The following is an 18,065-nucleotide window of genomic DNA, read 5'->3' on the forward strand; positions in this document are numbered from 1 at the left end:
CACTGGGTGTGCGCTCCGTGGACGCGGAACGTGATCACCCTGGTCGTGCAGCCGGCGCGTGTGCCGACGCTCCGCCGGGCGGCGGGGGGTGGTGCCACCTGCGGAGTTGCGCAGTTCTACCACGATCTTTACGAGATCTTTAGTGATGCAAATCACATAACCGTCAGTAATCTTCGAAAGTGCCAGCGAACGAGATCAGACCGTTATGCGGAGAGCATGGTCCGTTCATCGGACATCTATGCCGCGGTGAGGCTCACGCGAGGGAACATCGCTCGGCTTTTCGCTGCAGCAAGAGTCACCGGCCGCAAGAACTAGGAGTTGCTGCAAACCGCCGAGCCGGCTGGACCGTCCGGATCACCGGACTGAACGGACGCGGTCCCGATCCGCGACCAAGCTGACTGATGAACTGGCGAGCCGCTGACGCCTGCCTCCGCTAAAACGGCCTATCGGGACGGACGAACGCCATCACCGTCGTCCGCCGTAGGCCCTCACAACGTATGGTCGGGCCAGTTGAGCAAGCGGGCGCCGATGACGGCCGTCTGAAGGGTGTAGCGGTCGACGGGGTCGCCGGGGTCCACGCCGGTCAGTTGGTGGATGCGCTCCAGCCGGTACGTCACTGCCCGCACGCTCAGCGCCAGCCGCCGCGCGGCCTCGGCGGCCACGCAGCCGGTGTCGAAGTACGCGGTCAGGGTGTCGAGCAGCGGCCGCGCGCCGCCCCGGGCCTGCTGGAGCGGTCCGAGGACGGTGCCCACGAGGTCGGCCATGGCCTGCCGGTCGCGGGTGAGCACCGGGTAGACCAAGAGGTCCGCCGCATGGAGCACCGGGTCCTCCAGGTGCATGCGCTCGGCCAGGTCCAGGGCGTTGAGCGCTTCCTCGTAGGAGTGGACGACTCCGCCGACGCCCGGGTGGGGGCGGCCGATGGCCACCCGGCCACCGTGGGTGGCGGCGTACGCCTGCTTGGCGAAGAAGCCGAGGACATCGGCCTCATCGCCGGCCGCGATGCAGATGAGCCGGCCGTTCTTGGTGGTCAGCAGGATGCGGCGGTCGCTGAAGCGGGCCGCGAGGGAGGCCCCGATGCCGCGGGTGACGGAATAGCCGTCGTCGTACGGCTCCGGGCCCTGCGCGACGGCGACCGCGTGGGCGTGGGACAGCAGCAGCCCGAAGCGTTCGGCCCGTTCGGCGAGACGCCCGGGATCGCTGCGGCCGTGGAGCAGGTCGTCGATGAACTCCCGTCGGGCCGCCTCCTGTTGCCGGATGGCGAGTCGTTGTGCCCGCTCGTGGCCCTCCGCGAAGGCGTCCACCGCCTGCTCCACAGCCACGAGCAGGTGATCGGCGGCGGCCCCCCGCAGCTGAGCCCGTACGTCCTGGGCGGCGGAGAGGTGGGCGCGCACCAGGAGCCGCAGTCCGAGCCCGGCCTCCGCGGCCCGCTCACCCTGTGCCCGCAGTGCCTCCAGCTCGTCCCGGGTCAGTCTCCGGCCGGTGGCGCAGGCGCCGGCCAGAATCCGGGCGTACCCCTCCAGGTACTCGTCCGTGGTGTCCCGTTCCGCCATGGCCCCTCCCCGTTCCCATCGCGCCGGTGATGATCTCCCGACGCGCGGCACCCAGGGTGGCATGCGGACGCCAGGCGTCTGCGACCGGCATGGACGGGCCGTGAAGATTGCCGGTGTACGGCAATGCGAACAGGCGTGCCGCCCTGTCAGCATGCCCGGTGCCGGGGTCGTCGCGTGATGCGCATGCCGGAGCCCGGAAAGCAGCGTGCCGCGCCGCGGAAAAGGGGGGAAGTGTCATGGTCGAGTTTGTGCACGCCATCGCCGGCTTCCCCGCCCTGCCGTTCACGGCGGCTCTCGTGGTCGTCGTCGGCTTCTGGTTCCTCGTCCTGCTCGGTGCCGCCGGTCACGACGCTTTCGACGCGGACGTGGACGCCGACGCTCTGAACCTGGGCGGGGTACCCGTCTCGGTGTCGGTCACCCTGCTGATCGTCATGGCCTGGCTCTTCGCCGTCACCGGCTCCGTACTCCTCGGCCGTACGGGGTGGCCGGATGCCCTGGTGCATCTCCTCGGCGCCGTCCTGCTGGTCCTCTCGGTCCTCGGCTCCTGGCGTCTGACCCGCGCGGCCGTACGCCCGCTGGCCAAGCTTTTCCCCGATGAACCTGGGCCGTCCCGGCACGCCCCCTCCACGCTGACCCGCACCCTGCGCACCGGCCGGGTGGGCGCGCGGGCCGGCCGAGCGCAGGTCGCGACCCGGGACGGCTCCACCGCAGTCGTCTCCGACACGGTGCTCGGCCGGCGCGGCTGAACCAGCGCCCACTCACTTCAGCTCTCACCCTCAGATCCGGGGATTACTCATGGATGCCATCACTCTGGGAATCGGCGTACTCGTCGCCGTTGTCCTGCTCGTCGCCGTCGCCGTGCTGTTCGTGGTCAGCCGGCTGTTCCGCAAGGTGGAGCAGGGCAAGGCGCTGATCGTGTCGAAGATGCGCAAGGTCGACGTGACCTTCACCGGCCAGATGGTGCTGCCCGTGCTGCACAAGGCCGAGGTGATGGACATCTCGGTGAAGGCGATCGAGATCACCAGGACCGGCAAGGACGGTCTGATATGCCAGGACAACATCCGGGCCGACATCCGGATCACGTTTTTCGTGAAGGTGAACAAGACCGCCGAGGACGTCATCAAGGTCGCGCAGGCGGTGGGAACGGCCCGGGCCAGCGACCGGAACACACTCCAGGAACTGTTCCACGCGAAGTTCTCCGAGGCGCTGAAGACGGTCGGCAAGCAGATGGACTTCACCGACCTCTACACCAAGCGCGACGAGCTGCGGTACCGGATCATCGAGGTCATCGGCGTCGACCTCAACGGCTACCACCTGGAGGACGCGGCGATCGACTACCTGGAGCAGACGCCGCTGACCCAGCTGGACCCGGCCAACGTCCTCGACGCCCAGGGCATCCGCAAGATCACCGAGCTGACCGCCGCCGAGCACGTGCGCACCAACGAGGCGCAGCGCACCGAGGAGAAGGAGATCACCCGGCAGAACGTCGACGCCCGGGAGACCATCCTGGAACTGGAGCGCCGCCAGGCCGACGCCGAGATCAAGCAGCGCCGGGAGATCGAGACCGTACGGGCCCGGGAGGAGGCCGAGACCGCGCGGGTCGTGGAGGAGGAGCGGCTGCGCGCCCAGAGCGCTTTCCTCAGGACCGAGGAGCAGCTGGGGATCCAGCGTGAGAACCAGGCGCGTGAGGTCGCCGTCGCGCAGAAGAACCGCGAGCGGGTCATCGCCATCGAGAGCGAGCGCATCGAGAAGGACCGGCTGCTGGAGGTCATCGGCCGGGAGCGGGAGACCGAGCTGACCCGGATCGCCGCCGCCAAGGAGGTCGAGGCGGAGAAGCGGGAGATCGCCGAGGTCATCCGCGAGCGGGTCGCCGTGGACCGGACGGTCGCCGAGCAGGAGGAGTCCATCAAGAGGCTGCGGGCGGTCGAGGAGGCGGAGCGGCAGCGCCAGGCCGTGATCATCGCGGCCGAGGCGGAGGCGCAGGAGCGGCTGGTGAAGGACATCAAGGCCGCCGAGGCCGCCGAGCAGGCCGCGATCCACCGGGCGGCGGAGGAGCTGACGCTGGCCGAGGCCCGTCACAAGGCCGCCGACATGGACGCCCGCGCCAAGGTCCGCCTCGCCGAGGGCATCCAGGCGGAGGCCGCGGCCGAGGGCCTGGCCGCCGTCCAGGTACGGGAGAAGGAGGCCGACGTCATCGAGAAGGCCGGCCGAGCGGAGGCCGGGGCCACCGAGGCACGGCTGCGCGCCGAAGCGGCCGGCAGTCGGGAGAAGGCCCTCGCCGAGGCCACCGCCATCGGCGAGAAACTCAGGGCCGAGGCCGCGGGCCTCACCGAGAAGGCCGCCGCGATGGCCGCGCTGGACGAGGCGTCCCGCAGCCACGAGGAGTACCGCCTGCGCCTGGAGGCCGAGAAGGACATCCGGCTCGCCGGTCTGGACGTGCAGCGGCAGGTCGCCGAGGCACAGGCCACGGTGCTCGCCACCGGACTGGAGAACGCGGACATCAGCATCGTCGGCGGCGAGTCCGTCTTCTTCGACCGGCTCCTGCAGTCGATCTCGCTCGGCAAGGCCGTGGACGGATTCGTGGACAACTCGCAGACGGCCAGGACGCTGGCCGGACCCTGGCTGGACGGCTCCGCCTCCTTCACCGAGGACCTGGCGAAGGTACTCGGCTCCGTCTCCACCGCCGACGTGCAGAACCTGACCGTGTCCGCCCTGCTCATGAAGCTGATGCCGGCCGGGTCGGGGCAGCTGGAGGAGCTCATCGGCAAGGCGCGGCAGCTGGGCCTGGCCGACATGCCCGTCGCCGAGCTCGCCGGTCTGGACGGCGCGGCCAAGAGCTGACGCACCGTCGAAACAGCTTCCGGAGCTGCCGCGCGGGGGGCGGCAGCTCCGGAGACGAACCCACCGATACGAGGAGCGGAACAGTGACAGGGACCGGGACGGAAAGCGGTCTGGACGCCGGTACGTACGAGGTCCTGCGCGATCGCCTCCGGGCCCGGGCCGCTGAGCTGGCGCGGCGTGCCGACGCCCTCGACACCGCCCGCGCGCAGACCTTCGGAGCCGGTGAACTCGCCCTGGCCGGGACGCGGCACCTCCGCACGGAGCGCAGCCTCGTCGCCCGCGACCTCGTCGCCGTCGGCGACGCGCTGCTCGTCGGCTACGAGGCCCCGGCCGCCGAGGTCTTCGCCCTGTACGACCGTGATCTGCACCGTCTCCCGGACGATGCCGTTCCCGGCCTGCTCGACGACCCCGACTTCGTGCGGGAACACGCCGCTCTGCACCGCTACTTCCAGGGTGCGCGGCTCCTTCAGCTCCGCCATGTGGAGGGCAAACTGCTCGCCGTGTTCCGGACAGGGGAACAGGCCGACGACATCCGCGTCCTGCGCTGGTCCCTCGCCCCCTCGGGAGAGGTCCGCTTCCTCGACGCCCGCGGCGAGCGCGACCACGTCCTGCCCGCCCCGCACGACGTCACCTGGATCGGCACCACCCGGGACGACCACGTCCCGGGCCGGCATCCGCACATCACCGTCGCCGACGGCACGGTCTTCGTCTCGACGGTCGGCGGAGCGCTCACCGTGAAGACCGAGAACGACACCGAGACGGCCGACGGCATCCACAGCGAGCCGGTCGACGAGCCGCTGCAGTCCCTCGCGGACGCCGAGGTGGCCTACGCGGTCGTCGGCGCCCTGGTGCTGCTGCGCGTCCGTCCCTACAAGGAGGACACCTGGCGGCACCTGGTCTTCCACACACTCACCGGGTCCGTCGTCCGGCTGGACGGGATCGGGCAGTCGTGCCGTCGGCTTCCCGACGACCACGGCATCGTCTTCCCCGGCGGCTACTGCCTCGCCACGGGTGCGGTGAAGACCTTCGACACGGACGTCTCGGGCCTGGAGTTCGAGCGTGCGATCCGCTCGCCCGACGGCGAGGACGTGCTGTTCGCCTTCCACGCCCGCGCGACGGGCCGCGCCCTCCTGTTTCCGTACAACCTGATCCGCAAGGAGGTCGCCGCCCCGCTCTCCTGCCATGGGTACGCGCTCTTCGACGACGGCACCCTCACCCTGCTGCGCGCGGAGGCCGGCGAGCCCGCAAGGACGCACCCGGTTCAGGTCTGGAGCACGCCGTACGTCTCCGACACCCACACCGCGGCGGTGGGGGACGGACCGCTCGCCCGCATCGGCAACGCCGACCTCGTGCGCGGCATCTCCGCCTGTCTCGCCGTCGCCCGGCAGGCCACGGAGACCACCGCCACCGCCGAGCTGTACGAGTCTCTGGTCGCCGCCTGCACCCGGGCCGCCGACCGCTTCCACTGGCTGGGCGACGCGGACGCCGGCGATCTGCGCACCCCGCTGGAGGAGGTGCGGGCCACGGCGCAGCAGGTGCTGGCGGAGTTCGCGACCGTACAGGCCCTCACCCGGCAGGCGGCCGAAGCACTCGCGGAGGCGACCGGGGAACTGCGGCGTCTGGTGCGCAGGGTCCGCGGGGAGGCGCCCGCCACCACGGGGGAATGGATCGAGCGGATCACCGGACTGCGCCGGGCACAAGGCCACTTGGCAACCCTCAAGGAGATGCGCTACGCGGACACCGACGCCATCGACGCGCTCGCCGAGGACGCGGAGGCCCACATCGTCTCCACCGCGCGGCGCGCCGTGGACTTCCTCCGCCGCGACGACGCGTTCAGCGCCCACCACGCGGAAGTCGAGCGCCTCACCACCGAGGCCGAGGCGATCACCACGGCTGCCGCGGCCGCACCGGTGGCCGAGCGGCTCGACGCCCAGGTCCTCGGGCTGCAAGCCCTCACGGAGGTCGTCACCGGCCTGGACATCGGCGACGCCACCGTTCGGACCGCCATCCTGGAACGGATCGCCGAGGTGCTGGGCGGTCTCAACCGCGCCCGCGCGACCCTCGCCGCGCGCCGCCGCGAGCTGATGGACCGGGAGGGGCGCGCGGAGTTCGCCGCCGAGTTCGCGCTGCTCGCCCAGTCGGTCACCGGCGCCCTGACCGCCGCGGACACTCCGGAGACGTGCGACGCGCAGCTTGCCCGGCTGTTGCTCCGGCTGGACATCCTGGAGTCACGCTTCGCCGATCATGACGGCTTCCTGGCCGAGATCACCGACAAGCGCACCGAGGTCCACGACACGTTCTCGGCGCGCAGGCAGACACTCCAGGACGCCCGGGCCCGGCGCACGGAGCGTCTCGCCGCGTCAGCCGGGCGCGTCCTGGAGACCATCGCCCGGCGCGTGAGCGGCCTGGACAGCATCGACGCGGTCAACACCTGCTTCGCCTCCGACCCCATGGCCGTCAAGGTCCGGCGCACCACCGACGAACTGCGCGAACTCGGCGACCACGTGCGGGCGGAAGAGCTGGAGGGGCGCCTCAAGGCCGCCCGGCAGGAGGCCGTCCGGGCACTGCGGGACCGTGCAGAGCTGTTCGCGGACGGTGGTGACACCATCCGCCTGGGGAGCCACCGGTTCGCCGTGAACACCCGTCCTCCGGAACTGACCCTCGTACCACACGCGGACGGGAGCATGGCGTTCGCGCTGACCGGCACGGACTACCGGCGCCCGGTCACCGATCCCGGGTTCGCGGACACCCGTGCCCACTGGGATCAGTTCCTGCCCTCCGAGAACGCCGACGTCTACCGGGCCGAACACCTGGCGGCACGGCTCCTGGCCGAGCACGGCGCCGGTGCCCTGGCGGGGGCGGACCTCGCGACACTCGTGCGGGAGGCGGCCGAGGCCGCGTACGACGAAGGGTACGAACGCGGCGTCCACGACCACGACGCGACCGCCGTCCTCTCCGCACTTCTCGGGCTGTACGAGCAGGCCGGGCTGCTGCGTTACCCGGCCGCCGACCGCGCCGCCGCCCAGCTGTTCTGGGCCCACGGGACGGATCCCGAGGCCCGGCAGGCATGGGCACGGGAGGCCGTCATGCTGGTAAGGGCACGGGAGACGTTCGGCGCCGCACCGGCGATGGAGGCGCTGCGTGCCGAACTCGCCGAGGCGGGGCAGCTGTCCGGCCGCGCCGCCGAGTACCTGGTCGAGGAGCTGTCCTCCGGCGAGTCCTTCGCCGCGGGCCCGGCGGCGCGCACGTTGCTGGACAAGTTCCGCAGGGCGGCCGGCTCCACGCCGTACGACGAGGACGTCCGCGACCGGCTCTCGGCGGGCGACCTGGCGTCCGCGCGGCGTCTGGTGGAGGGCTGGCTCGCCTCGTACGCCGCCTCGTGCGGCGAGGTGGTCGACGACGGGGACCTCGCCGAAGCCGTGGCGATCGAGGTCTGCCCCGGCCTGGACCGCTACGACCTGGACGGACCGGTCGCGGCGCGCGTGGAGGGCATGCTCGGCTCCCACCCGCGGATCGACCGCCGTGCCCTGCCCTTGCGTCTCGACGAGTTCCTGGCCAGGACGGCGGACTTCGCCACTCGCGTGGTTCCCGGATTCCGCGCCTACCAGCAGCGCAGGAACGCACTCCTCGCCGCCGAGCGGCGCCGTCTGCGGCTGGACGAACACCGCCCGCGCGTCATGTCCTCCTTCGTGCGCAACCGTCTCGTCGACGAGGTGTACCTGCCGCTGATCGGTGACAACCTCGCCAAACAGCTCGGCGCCACCGGAGACGGCAAGCGCACCGACAACCACGGCCTGCTGCTGCTCGTCTCACCACCCGGCTACGGCAAGACGACCCTCATGGAGTACGTCGCCGACCGTCTCGGCCTGCTCCTCGTGAAAGTCGACGGACCCGCCCTCGGGCACGGTGTCACCTCCCTCGACCCTGCCGAGGCCCCCAACGCCACCGCCCGTCACGAACTCGCGAAGATCGACTTCGCGCTGACGGCGGGCAACAACGTCCTGCTGTACCTGGACGACATCCAGCACACCTCGCCCGAGCTGCTGCAGAAGTTCATCCCGCTGTGCGACACCACCCGCACCCTGGACGGCCACGACCTGCGCGGCAAGCGCTTCGCCGTCTGCATGGCCGGCAACCCGTACACCGAGTCCGGGCAGCGCTTCCACATCCCCGACATGCTCGCCAACCGCGCCGACGTCTGGAACCTCGGCGACGTCCTGACCGGCAAGGAGGACGCCTTCGCGCTGAGCTTCATCGAGAACGCCCTCACCTCCCACCCCGTCACGGCCCCCCTCGCCGGGCGAGACCGTGCCGACCTGGAACTGCTGGTACGCCTCGCCGCCGACGACCCGACCGCCCGGCGCGACCGGCTGACCCATCCCTACTCCCCCGCCGAACTCGACCGCGTCATCGCCGTCCTGCGCCACTTGCTCACCGCCCGTGAAACGGTCCTCGCCGTCAACGCCGCCTACATCGCCTCCGCCGCCCAGGCCGAAGAGACCCGTACCGAACCGCCCTTCAGGCTCCAGGGCTCCTACCGCAACATGAACAAGATCGCGGCGCGGGTCTCCCCGGTCATGAACGACACCGAACTGGCCGCCGTGATCGAGGACCACTACACCGGCGAGGCCCAGACCCTCACCGCCGGCGCGGAGGCCAACCTCCTCAAGCTGGCCGCCCTGCGCGGCTCGCTCACCGGCGAACAGGAGGCTCGCTGGGCAGCCATCACGTCGGCGTACGTCCGAGCACAGGCCCTCGGCGGCTCCGGCGACGACGCCCTCGGCCGGGCCGTCGCCGCCCTGAGCCTGCTCGCAGACCGCGTCGCCGCCGTCGAGAGAGCCATCACGCGCGCCACCGACCCCCGCCACCTGCTCAGCCATCCAGTGGGCCGACACGCGGCCCACCCCGAAGGCCACACGGGCTGATGCCACACACTCCGTGAACCGGTGCGCCGCCTCGCGGACGAGCTGTTATTGGGGCTGCTCGTCGGACGACTCTAAGCCCTGTGGGACTCGCACGCTTTACTGATCATTTCAGAACGAGTTTGGTTCAGGGACTTGGCAGTTGGGCTGGTGGGCGGCACAGTTCTGGGGGTGTCGGATGATCTTGTGCCTGCTGATCTGTGGGAACGTGTCGCACCGCTTCTCCCTCCTCGCCCGCCGCGGCGTCGGCGCTATCCGGGCCGGCTGCCGGCGGATGACCGTGCGGCTCTGCGCGGGATCGTCTACGTCCTGCGCACGGGTGTGACCGGGCGGACGTGCCGACCGAGACGATCGGCTGCAGCGGGGTGACGTGCTGGCGGCGCCTGCGGGACTGGACCGAGGCCGGCGTATGGCCCCGCCTGCACAAGATCCTCCTCGCGGAACTCCGCAGAGCCGGCCTGCTGGACATGGAGGACGCCGCGGTCGACGCCTCGCACGTCCGGGCCCTCAAAGGGGGGCTCACACCGGACCTTCGCCGGTCGACCGCGGCCGCCTGGGCAGCAAGCACCACCTGATCACCGACCGGCACGGAACACCTCTTGCGGTATCGCTGACCAGCGGAAACCGTCACGACGTCACCCAGCTCATACCCCTGCTGGACGCGATCCCCCGCATCCGCGGCCTGGTGGGTCGGCCTCGTCACCGGGTGCGGCGGCTGTTCGCCGACCGCGGTTACGACTACGACAAGCACCGACGACTCCTCCGCGCTCGCGGCATCACGCCGAAGATCGCCCGCAAGGGCACCGCCCACGGATCCGGCCTGGGCAAGACCAGGTGGGTCATCGAGCGCACCTTCGCCTGGCTCCACCAGTTCAAACGCCTGCGGACCCGCTACGAGATACGCGCCGACCTCCACCTCGGACTGCTCCAACTCGCCTCAGCATCATCTGCTTGCGACGACTCCGAACCTCATTCTGGAATGATCAGTTAGTCATCGGCGCCCAGGGTTGCCCGACGAGGTTGTGGCGCGCCGAGCGTCGGGGCGGGGGCCGGCGACGTGGTCTGGCTTGCCGCCAACCGGGTCGCGCCGCGCACCTGCCGGTCCAGCCAACGCCTTTCCGACCGGGGGTAGTGCTTCCTGTACTCCAGCGAGCCCCACCGGACTCCTCGCCAGAGCCGATAGCAGCCACGGACCAACGGTTCCGCGACAAGCACGAGCACCCCAGTAACGGTGACGTAGAACGATGACCTCGCCAACTCTGACGCCGGTCCGGGGTGGGCCGTCCCGGTCCACGCGAGGATGCGCATCTGCTGTACTAACAGCAACGCGCACGTCGCCGACCAGATCAAACTGGCCACGGCGTTGGCCCGGGTCCGCCGACGCAGTTCGTCACGCTGCTCTTGCAACCGGACGAGGGACTCCGGTGACGGTTCAGTGCCTAGGCGCCGCTGGTCGAGCAAGAGCGCCTTGGCCTCGGCCTGCTCGCGCGTTGCGGCAAGCATCCTGTCGCCCACCCGCTTGGTCAGCCCGGTGTACTGGACCGTCCCCACCAGCAGGACAGCCGCGTTGATCGTCGTCACAATGGCGGCGTAATCGTTACTCATCGCCCAGACCATGTACGTCCCCCAACGTCCTCGCGGCGATCTGCGTCACGTCAGCATCCGACACGTTCCTTCCCTGCGCAGTGCTACGTAACGCCAAACAAGAGCCCGCGGCCGAGACACGATGGGCGCTGGTCCGCGGGCCGCCGAGCACTGTGCAGCGCGAGGGCGGCAGCGTCACCCGCCCGCGTCCCACGCCGCCCGGAAGGGCGGCCTGGGGCGTGGGGGGGAAAGGCCGGGTGAGGCCCGCAGTGTGGGCCTCGTGGATCAGGAGCTCCTGCCGTCTGCCGGCCCACCGCAGGCCGTACACAGGCCGCATGAGACGCAGCCGAGAAGAGACCGCACCGCAGGATCTGCCGGGCGACCTGTGGCACGCCCTGTCCCAGCTCCACCACACCCAACTGAACGAGACGCTCCGCTCGATCACTGGGGGCATGCATGCCCACTTCACCGGCTCCGGTGTCGCGCTGGAGGTCACGCTCTGTCAGACAACCGTGCTAGTCGCAGCTTCGGCGAGCGGCTGCGACCAAGGCAGGCCGGCGTGCGGCCGACCACCGCGCTGTCCGGGGCGCGGCTGCAGGCGTCATCACGTGGGCAGGCTCGTGGTGAGCAGCGTCCGGAGGTACGCGTTGTGTGCCCGCAGGAGCCGGACCGCGCGGTCTGTACCGTCGGTCAGGAAGGGCAGGACTGCCAAAGCGGGGACGGTGGCGATGAGGGCCACGAGCAGGGCTGGGACGAGCAGAGCAACTAGCAGCACGCGCCCAAGCGGGCCGATCAGCAGCGGAAGAAGTGTCATGCCTCAAGCACAGCCCGGCCGAGCGCCGTTGGCGTCATGGCACGAACGAGCCCGTACCGAACCGAACTGCGCCGAACACCGCCGAACGCCGCTGGTACACCGGGCTCTTCCTTATCCTGGTGGGCACGCACCAGGAGGTGACGGGTGGCCGACCGTGATGCCGTACATGGCACCGCCGCTGCGCCGGAGGACGACTTCGGGCGGCGGTTGGCCGTGTTCGCCGCCGATCTGAAGGCGCTGCGGATCGAGCGTGGCAACCTGCCGCTGCGGGAGATCGCCCGGCGAGCTCCCCGGCACCGGCCCCTATCGGCCGCGGCGGTCAGCGAGACGCTGAACGGCAAGCGGCTGCCCCGCTTGGACTTCCTGATGGCACTGGTGCGGACACTGCTCGCCCACGATCACGAGGGCCACCCGCATCCGCTCGGCCGTGACGATCCGCGCCTGGAAGTCTGGCGCACGCGCTGGCGTGACCTGGAGCTGTTGCGTACGGCGCCGCTGCCTGCGGTCCGCCGCCCTGCCACCCTGGGACGGGACCCCGATCCGCTGGCCACGGCGTCTGCCGTTGCCGCCGCCTCGCCCGTTCCTGTCGCTGTCCCAGCCCTTGCCACCGCACGCGCCGTCGCATCCGATGCCTCGGCGGCCCGCCTCCTCTTCGGCGAACAGAGCTGCGGCGCGCGCTCCTTGGCGTTCTCGCCCGACGGGAAGCTCCTCGCCACTGTGAACGACGACCCGCTGGTGCGCTTGTGGCACGCAGCCACCGGCGAGCTGGCATGCGTCCCTCTCACTGGGCACGGGGACGGGGTCAGGTGCGTGGCGTTCTCCCCCGACGGCTGCCTGCTGGCGACGACGGGTCGCGACCGAAGCGTGCGGCTATGGGACCCGCTCACCGGTGATCCCGTCGGTGAGCCATTCGCAGAGAACGGCACACTCTGGACTCTTGCCTTCTCTCCCGACGGGAGCCTGCTGGCAACCGGGGGCCGTGACCGGACCGTACAGCTGTGGGACCCGGTGACCCGGAAGCCGGTCGGCGCCCCGCTCGCGGGGCACACGGGCGGCGTCGAAGCCGTGGCGTTCTCGCCGGACGGACGCCTGCTCGCCTCCGCAGGCGCCGGTGCCACGGTACGGCTGTGGCGCGCGGACGGTGGCGAGCCAGAGGGTGAACCGCTGCTCGGACACGGCAGCGAGATCCGGGCACTGGCGTTCTCACCCGACAGCCGCCTCCTGGCCTCCGGCGACTGGGACGGGACGGTCCGCCTCTGGGACCCGAGCACCGGTGATCCCGTCGGCGATCCACTCACCGGTCACCGCAACGCAGTCCGGGGCATGTCGTTCTCGCCTGACGGGCGGCTACTGGTCTCGGTCAGCATGGACCGCACCGTCCGCTTGTGGGACTCGGTGTCCCACGGCCCATTCGGCCTGCCTCTCACCCGCTACGCCTGCTCCTTCCGCGCCGTCAGTTTTTCCCCCGACGGCCGCTTCCTCGCCGCCGGTGGGGACGACAAGCCGGTGGGCCTATGGGCGACGGCGGATCTCGCCGAGATCCCGATCAGGGACAATTGACCACCACGTCCCCGGTGTCTGTGGAGCAACCACGGGGACCGGGCCACCGTTGAGGTTATCGTTGGCGATCGCCCCGTAGGCACCGTCGAAGCGTCGTCGCCGACTCCGCCTTCAGGCTGTCAACGCCAGGACCGCCCTGCTGGAGCACGGCGGCAAACCCGGACGGCTCCCGCCCGTCGCGCTGCACGACCCGGGTCCGGCAGCAGCCGGGCGCGCGGGCCTCGCTCTCGCCGCGCTTCTCACCTTCTTCCGACTGCCGCCTACGCGCCCGACCTCCACCCCGTCGAAGGCATCTGGCCCGCGCTGCGGCGCACCACCAGCCAACCGTGCCTTCACCGCCCCCGCCCCCTGTCCGATCACGCGCACGTCACCGCTCCCTAGAGTCTGGCCTACCATCGACCTAGGCGCTGCACCGGCGGCAGCCCGTCGCCTTGCGGTGGAGGAGCGATGCGAGGCAGAACGGCGCCGGGGCGCGGCGATGCGGCCGCTGCCGCCCGAGTGGCTGCTCTAGTACGGCTCAACCGCTCGAAGGTCGACGCTGTGCACACCGGTGAGTGCTGGGCGGCGGCGAAAAGTGGCAGAGCCGTCCGGCCACCCGGCAGCAGGCTATCGGGGCACTGCGCCAGCAGGTTTCTGCGCTCGTTCACTGCCAGCCGGACACGGCTCTGGCAAGGTGCCCGCAGCAGCGCTCGAGCGGTCACCACGTCGGCCGACCGCCAACTATCAGCGTGTCCACTACTCAGGGGGAAGGCTCCGTCTACCGAGGGCCGTGGCCAGTGCGGTGGCGGTGGATGAGATCACCTTGTCGTCGTGTGCGGTGTTGTCGTGGGTGCGATTTGTGAACACCGACAGGATGAGCGGCGCGTCCGATCCGGGCGACCAGACGATCGCCAGGTCGTTGGCGGTTCCATGATTGCTCGCGCCGCCGGTGCCGGTCTTGTCGCCGGCCGTCCAGTCCTTCGGGAGTCCCGCCCTGATCCGGTTGGCCCCGGTGAGGCTGGCCTTCAGCCAGCCGACCAGCCGCGCCCGGTCGCCGGCCCGAAGGGTGCTCCCGGTCGTGAGTTCAGTGAAGGTCCGCGCCGCCGCCGCGGGGGTGGTGGTGTCCCGCACTTCGCCGGGTTCCCACTCGGTCAGCAAGGGTTCCGGCCGGTCCAGGCGACTCGTCCGGTCACCGATGGCGCGGAAGAACGCGGTTAGCCCGCGCGGCCCGCCGATCTGCTCCAGGAGCATGTTCCCCGCGAAACCGTCGGACTTGGTGATCCCAGCGCGGCACAGCTGCGCGGGCGTCATCCCCGTGTCGGTGTACTCGGTAGATTCCGGGGAGTTCGCGGTCAATCCGCCCATGTCGGCGGGGGTCCAGCGCACCACCTGGTCCATCAGCCCCGGGTCGCTGGTGCGCGCCTTGACCAGCACCGCCGCACACGCGAACACCTTGAAGGAGGAGTTGAACGGAAAACGCTCATCGGCCCGGTACCCGACCGTCCGGCTGGTCTCCAGGTCGATGCCCACCGCGCCGATCCGTCCCTCGTAGGACCTCTCGAGTGCCTGCAGCTTCTTGGTCAGGCCGGAAGCGGAGGAGGCGTCGTCCTGCGCCCGGAGGTCGGCGCCTGAGGCAGGCGTCTTCCCAGCGGTGTCCGTGTCTGCGGAGGCGCCCGCGTCACCGGTGCCACTGGTAGCGGTACCCGACGCGTAGGCAAGGCCGCCCAGCAGCGCCGAAGCGGTGAACGTCGCGAGCCCTAACCGCAGTCGAAATTTTCGTCTCATGCGGAAAAGGAGATCAGAGACCATTAGGAGTGTCCAATATCAATATTGCGCATGCTGTGTACCAACTCGGCCATCGACGACCATCCAAGCCGAGCGGCACCGAAGGCCGGTTGCGGCCCGGCACGGGTGTGAGCGCGTCGCAGATGGGCCGGCACCAGCCGGGCCGGGCCTGCCGGTGCGCGGTGGAGCGTCGTCCGGCTCGTGAATGGCTTCGGGCACCGGAGGCGCCCCGGCAGCCCGCCGCGTCGGCGAGGCGGTGGCCGGCCTGGACGCGCACGCCGGATTCTGCGTGGTCGTCGCCAGATGGTGGCGTCACCACCACCGAAGCACGCCCCTCTGTGCTGGATCCGCGTGACGTCCCTCCACACGCACATGCGAGGGCGGCGCGCCTGCTCCGCAGGTCCGCGCCGCCCTCGCGCTCCACTCCCCAGTCGATCAGCCGTCTACCCTCAGCCGGGCCGCTCACGCAGTCCCGGCCGGGCGAAATTGATCGGACAGGTCACGGCGGGATGGCGTGCCGCCGGTGGATGTCAGCCGTGGTAGTTGATGTATCCGTTGCCGTCGCGGTCGTTGTCGCGCTTGGTGTAGGAGTGCACGTCCGCGCGGCTGCCGGAGGGCTTGTACAGGTAGATGGTGTCCTGGTCGTTGTTCCACAGGAAGTTGCAGTTGTCGCGGTACACCACGTTGCTGGCGTCGGAGTCGGTCCCGTGGCCGCCGCGCAGCTTGGTGGAGTCGCCGGGCTGCAGGTAGTGGTTGGCGGTGAAGGCGAAGCGGTTGCCGGCGGCGTCCTTGACGACGTATCCCTTGAGGTTGACGGTCGCCGAGGACGAGTAGTTCTTGATCGTCAGGTACTCCTCGTCGGTGTTGCCCGTCGAGCAGTTGTTGGAGTCCCGGCCGGGGGCGTCGTACTGGATCCCGCGGACCTTCAGCGCCGAGCTGTACTCGGCGGCCTGAGCCGACACGGCGGGAACGAGGGCGGCCAGGGTGCCCGCGGTGACGGCGGCGGCCAGGATGGAACGCGTGCGCAAGAGGTACTCCCCCACAGTTGAACGGATGCTGATGCATCTGCAGGACCGGCAGCAAGCTGTTGTGGTTGCACCGTGAACGGTCTGCCACTCGATCGAGTGGCATCCAAGACGGCCGGGCCCTGCCCTTGGAGGACGGGTCTCCTCTCCTGTCCTGCTCGCGGCTCGGCCGGATGCTCAGCGGCTCTGGCCCGAAGGGTCCAAACTCCAGCGGCATGAGACACAGCGCCAACGCGATCGTGTCGAACGTCCTGGCTCCTGCCTGGAGCAGGGACAGGCGAAGCAGGGCCGCCGTCTCGTACGAGCAGGGCGTCAGGTCGACGCGCGATCGTCGGTGCCGTGCCACCGCTGCCCTGCGCGTAGCCGTGTGCGTGTAGTTGTCTATGGGACGGTCCCGGTGCCGGGTTCTCTGGGCAGACTGGGCGCATGACAGCGAACTTCGATGAGCAAGGGCGGCAACCTTCCCGTCGCCGCCGAGGCGGTGCAGGTTGAGCTCAGCTGGTCCGGCGGCCCCGGTGCGCCGGGTGCCGACGCCTCGGCGCTGCTGCTCCGTGCCGACGGGCGGGTGAGAGACGGCGGGGACTTCGTCTTCTACAACCATCCCAGCACGCCTCGGGTGCCGTGCGTCATCTGGGGAAGCGGCGGGACGGTGACGGGACGACGGACACCGTCACGAGCGCGCACCGTCACGTCGCAAGCAGCCGGGGCACAATGAACAGCGGGAGCTGACCGCGCGCCCGCGCCCCAGCACCGGTGCCCCGCCAGGGGCGGCGCGCTGCAGCTTGAGGCTGCAATCAGCGAGCAGGAGTCAGCTTGCCAGGCTTCGTAGACGGTCCCGCGTGGCGTGCGAACGAACGCGGGACCGTCCACCCCGCCGTCCTGTCAGGCGAAGCAATTTGCACGGTATGCCCTATGACATCCTCCCGCACCACAGTGACTCGCTGCCGTCTCACCCGGAGCCGCACTCAAGGCTGCAGGCCCCTTACGCTGCCGACGGGGAAGTGACTTCCCCATGGCTTCGAGACGGCTCCAGTTACAGCGGCAGTGTTATGCCCAGCTCCTGCATTGCTTTGGAGGGCGGGCCGCCTTCGGAGCGTTCGGTCTTGTAGCCCTTCACCCGCGGCTCAAGGGTGCGGGGGTCAATGGCCTCGGCGGGCGCGCTCTTGGCGTACAGGCCGTCGGGCTCGCTGTCACGGTCGTGAGGCAGGAGCCAGAAGACGCGGCGGCGGAAGGTCCCCGAGGCACGGGAGGGCTTGGCGGTGGGGCCGAGGAGGGCGTAGCCGACCATGCGGCCGTCGCGGTGGTATGCCGGTTTGCCTTTGCGGGTGGGCAGGCGGTCCAGGCTCTGGCGGACGTAGTCGAGGGTGTCGATGTCCTCCAGCCAGACGATCTCGGTTTCGTGGCTGATCTCGTCGGCGCTGATCAGGGAACTCATGCGGTGGTGTCCCTCTCGTCGTCGGTGAGCAGTCCGATGCCCGGGTAGTGCTTGCGCTGGTTGGACAGGATCATTTCTTTGGGTGAGGCCAGCCCAACCAGTTCGCGTGTGCGGGCGGCGAATGCCCGGGACGACATGGCCGGCGCTCCTTCATTCTGGCACCAGGCTTTGTAGGCGGCGTAGAGGGCGGTCTGCTCGGCGCGCAAGTCGGGGCCGAGGGTGCAGCACTCTTCGTAGAAGCGGCCAGTGTGGTCTTCTGTTTCGGCGTAGGCGGTGGTGGCGATGCGGACGCGTTCGGGGCCGGTGAGGTCGCGTTCGCCGGCGAGGTATCGGCGGGCGCCGTCGATCAGCCAGTTTAGGATGCCGGGGCCTTCCTCCATGACGAGGATGTCGGCCAGGTTGTCGATCTTGCGGTGGTCGGGGACGACGCGTTCGAAGGGGATCAGGCGCATGCGGCGCCAGAACGCGAAGCCGCCGGTTCCGACTTCGGGGCGGTGGTTGCCGAGGAGCCACAGTTTGTGGGTGGGTTCGAAGCTGAAGAAGTCCTGTCTCATGCGGCGGGCTTTGATC

The 18,065-nt window shown here is 70.2% G+C and carries 11 protein-coding genes and 2 pseudogenes; 6 read left to right on the plus strand and 7 right to left on the minus strand.

Annotation, left to right across the window (positions count from 1 at the left end; all coding sequences use genetic code 11):
* Positions 1-488: 488 nt before the first annotated feature.
* Complete coding sequence (locus tag CCN42_RS19135; RefSeq protein ID WP_086737301.1) at positions 489-1,550, minus strand: PucR family transcriptional regulator; 1,062 nt, start codon at positions 1,548-1,550, stop codon at positions 489-491.
* A gap of 236 nt (positions 1,551-1,786) precedes the next feature.
* Between CCN42_RS19135 and CCN42_RS19140 the strand changes: the two genes are divergently transcribed.
* The 4 genes and pseudogenes from CCN42_RS19140 to CCN42_RS19155 all read left to right on the plus strand — a co-directional run.
* Complete coding sequence (locus tag CCN42_RS19140; protein WP_086737303.1) at positions 1,787-2,296, plus strand: hypothetical protein; 510 nt, start codon at positions 1,787-1,789, stop codon at positions 2,294-2,296.
* Positions 2,297-2,345: 49 nt separating this feature from the next.
* Positions 2,346-4,391 carry an SPFH domain-containing protein gene (locus CCN42_RS19145; RefSeq protein ID WP_086737305.1) on the plus strand — a complete coding sequence of 682 codons (2,046 nt, stop codon included), beginning with the start codon at positions 2,346-2,348 and terminating at the stop codon, positions 4,389-4,391.
* Positions 4,392-4,474: 83 nt separating this feature from the next.
* The gene (locus CCN42_RS19150; protein ID WP_107427615.1) at positions 4,475-9,316 is read left to right on the plus strand and encodes a DNA repair ATPase; all 4,842 of its coding nucleotides are present in this window, start codon (positions 4,475-4,477) and stop codon (positions 9,314-9,316) included.
* Positions 9,317-9,484: 168 nt separating this feature from the next.
* Positions 9,485-10,285, plus strand: a pseudogene (locus tag CCN42_RS19155) (IS5 family transposase); the annotation flags it as partial.
* A gap of 15 nt (positions 10,286-10,300) precedes the next feature.
* Here CCN42_RS19155 and CCN42_RS19160 read toward each other — a convergent pair.
* Together CCN42_RS19160 and CCN42_RS19165 are read right to left on the minus strand one after the other, a co-directional pair.
* Positions 10,301-10,918: a hypothetical protein gene (locus CCN42_RS19160; protein ID WP_143661952.1), complete on the minus strand. Its 618-nt coding sequence runs from the start codon at positions 10,916-10,918 to the stop codon at positions 10,301-10,303.
* 583 nt (positions 10,919-11,501) lie between these two features.
* Positions 11,502-11,711 (minus strand): hypothetical protein, encoded by a 210-nt coding sequence (locus CCN42_RS19165; protein ID WP_086737309.1) that lies wholly within the window; start codon positions 11,709-11,711, stop codon positions 11,502-11,504.
* A 213-nt stretch (positions 11,712-11,924) separates the two neighbouring features.
* Here CCN42_RS19165 and CCN42_RS19170 point away from each other — a divergent pair, with 213 nt between their 5' ends.
* Positions 11,925-13,271, plus strand: coding sequence for a WD40 repeat domain-containing protein (locus CCN42_RS19170; RefSeq protein WP_158102105.1), 1,347 nt, complete (start codon positions 11,925-11,927; stop codon positions 13,269-13,271).
* A 735-nt stretch (positions 13,272-14,006) separates the two neighbouring features.
* On the opposite strand, the gene bla is transcribed toward CCN42_RS19170, so the two are convergent.
* On the minus strand, positions 14,007-15,035 hold the full coding sequence (bla, locus tag CCN42_RS19175) for a class A beta-lactamase (protein WP_086737323.1): 1,029 nt from the start codon (positions 15,033-15,035) through the stop codon (positions 14,007-14,009).
* Positions 15,036-15,565: 530 nt separating this feature from the next.
* Complete coding sequence (locus tag CCN42_RS19180) at positions 15,566-16,063, minus strand: lamin tail domain-containing protein (RefSeq protein WP_086737313.1); 498 nt, start codon at positions 16,061-16,063, stop codon at positions 15,566-15,568.
* A 439-nt stretch (positions 16,064-16,502) separates the two neighbouring features.
* Here CCN42_RS19180 and CCN42_RS19185 point away from each other — a divergent pair.
* A pseudogene (locus tag CCN42_RS19185) lies at positions 16,503-16,732 on the plus strand (TerD family protein); the annotation flags it as partial.
* A gap of 361 nt (positions 16,733-17,093) precedes the next feature.
* Here CCN42_RS19185 and CCN42_RS19190 read toward each other — a convergent pair.
* Together CCN42_RS19190 and CCN42_RS19195 are read right to left on the minus strand one after the other, a co-directional pair.
* Complete coding sequence (locus tag CCN42_RS19190) at positions 17,094-17,495, minus strand: DUF6009 family protein (protein ID WP_086737315.1); 402 nt, start codon at positions 17,493-17,495, stop codon at positions 17,094-17,096.
* The coding region (locus CCN42_RS19195) for a phage/plasmid primase, P4 family (protein ID WP_245877367.1) at positions 17,492-18,065 on the minus strand (574 nt) is incomplete at its 5' end. The genes CCN42_RS19195 and CCN42_RS19190, both read right to left, overlap by 4 nt.

Origin of the sequence: Streptomyces glaucescens, from assembly GCF_002154375.1 — a bacterium.
GTDB classification, from domain to species: Bacteria; Actinomycetota; Actinomycetes; order Streptomycetales; family Streptomycetaceae; genus Streptomyces; species Streptomyces glaucescens.

Coding starts and splice junctions, on each gene's coding strand:
- CCN42_RS19135 (WP_086737301.1), bottom strand. CDS start 1,550: ATGGCGGAACGGGACACCACGGACGAGTACCTGGAGGGGTACGCCCGG.
- CCN42_RS19140 (WP_086737303.1), top strand. CDS start 1,787: ATGGTCGAGTTTGTGCACGCCATCGCCGGCTTCCCCGCCCTGCCGTTC.
- CCN42_RS19145 (WP_086737305.1), top strand. CDS start 2,346: ATGGATGCCATCACTCTGGGAATCGGCGTACTCGTCGCCGTTGTCCTG.
- CCN42_RS19160 (WP_143661952.1), bottom strand. CDS start 10,918: ATGAGTAACGATTACGCCGCCATTGTGACGACGATCAACGCGGCTGTC.
- CCN42_RS19165 (WP_086737309.1), bottom strand. CDS start 11,711: ATGACACTTCTTCCGCTGCTGATCGGCCCGCTTGGGCGCGTGCTGCTA.
- bla (WP_086737323.1), bottom strand. CDS start 15,035: ATGAGACGAAAATTTCGACTGCGGTTAGGGCTCGCGACGTTCACCGCT.
- CCN42_RS19190 (WP_086737315.1), bottom strand. CDS start 17,495: ATGAGTTCCCTGATCAGCGCCGACGAGATCAGCCACGAAACCGAGATC.